Origin of the sequence: Microcoleus sp. Pol17C6, assembly GCF_036701145.1 — a bacterium.
Taxonomy (GTDB): Bacteria; Cyanobacteriota; Cyanobacteriia; order Cyanobacteriales; family Microcoleaceae; genus Microcoleus.
The window spans coordinates 1-1,124 of the sequence record NZ_JAUBQH010000179.1; the positions used below are offsets into that span (position 1 = coordinate 1).

Consider the following 1,124-nt stretch of genomic DNA (forward strand, 5'->3'; position numbering starts at 1 on the left):
TGGACGAGTAGACAGAACCGAAATTAGCTCACCCAGTATCTGTCTCAATTGTGGTAGTAAAGAATTAAGTCAAGTAAGTAGCTAGACAAAATTAATTACATAGTTTTCTCCAAATTCTTTCAGAATTTTTTCAACAGATGCAACGAAAGTTTCCCAACTTTTGTAAGCAGATATCTCAATCCATTCATACTTGATAAACCGCCATAGGATTTCAATTAAATTTAATTGAGGAGAGTAAGAAGGTAACTCAAAAAGAGTAATATTCCGTTGTTTCCACTCTTCAACTTTGTCAAGAATAGCATCACTCGTGTGAATAGAAGCTTGATCGGTGACAATCACCGTTGGCTTATCTACTGCCGGAAAAAAAGCATCAATACAGGCAATAACCACATCTGAGTTAATACTTTGAGATGAAATATAAGTTTCAAGATGGTTATTTCGCTTCATGATTCCTAGTACATTCATTCGCTGACTACGACGACTAGGAATTGTTAAATATTCTCCAATATTCTGCCAGCCATAGGGAACACAAGGAATCAAACAAAATCCTGCTTCATCCAAGTAATATAAATCAATTTCTCCCCGATCATCCAATCGTTTTAATTCTTCTAATTGTGCCTTTTTATCTTGATACTCCTGGGCTGGAGGCTTTCCGGCAACTCCTTTACGCATACGATGCCAACTCATCTTCAGCATTTTTAGTATTCTTTGAATTGTTTTTATACTCGGACTTATGCCCCAGGCTTCTTGAACTTTTTGGCTAACCTTTTTTAATTGCCTTGGTTCTTGTTTAGCCCACTCTTTGATTTGGGCTTTCTGCGAAGAGTTAAATAGTGCCTTAGCACCTCTTCCTGGTTTATTATAAAGTCCGATCATTCCATCTAATTCCCACCGATTGAACCAGTTATAGAGTGTCTTATAACTTATTCGGAAAATATTCATTAACTCTACTTTTTTTACTCCTTGTGAAGCTAATATGAGACAATGTGCTCGCGTGACGTACCTGATGATGTCGGCTTTGGCGATGAATTCGCTCTAGCAATTTAGACAGGGTAAGCGCACCTCAAACGAAGTTGCCATCTAGGTTGTAGGACTGCTACTTTGAGAGAGTTCAGGGAGTGCTG

General features: G+C 38.1%; 1 protein-coding gene. It reads right to left on the bottom strand.

All coding sequences use genetic code 11. The annotated features are described in order from the left end of the window. Positions 1 to 81: 81 nt before the first annotated feature. Positions 82 to 1,051 (bottom strand): IS630 family transposase gene (locus QUA25_RS29310; RefSeq protein WP_333043219.1). Its coding sequence is split into 2 segments (ribosomal slippage): positions 82 to 993 and positions 995 to 1,051, totalling 969 coding nucleotides; the frame shifts between segments, so codons are not numbered across the junction. Positions 1,052 to 1,124 lie beyond the last annotated feature (73 nt).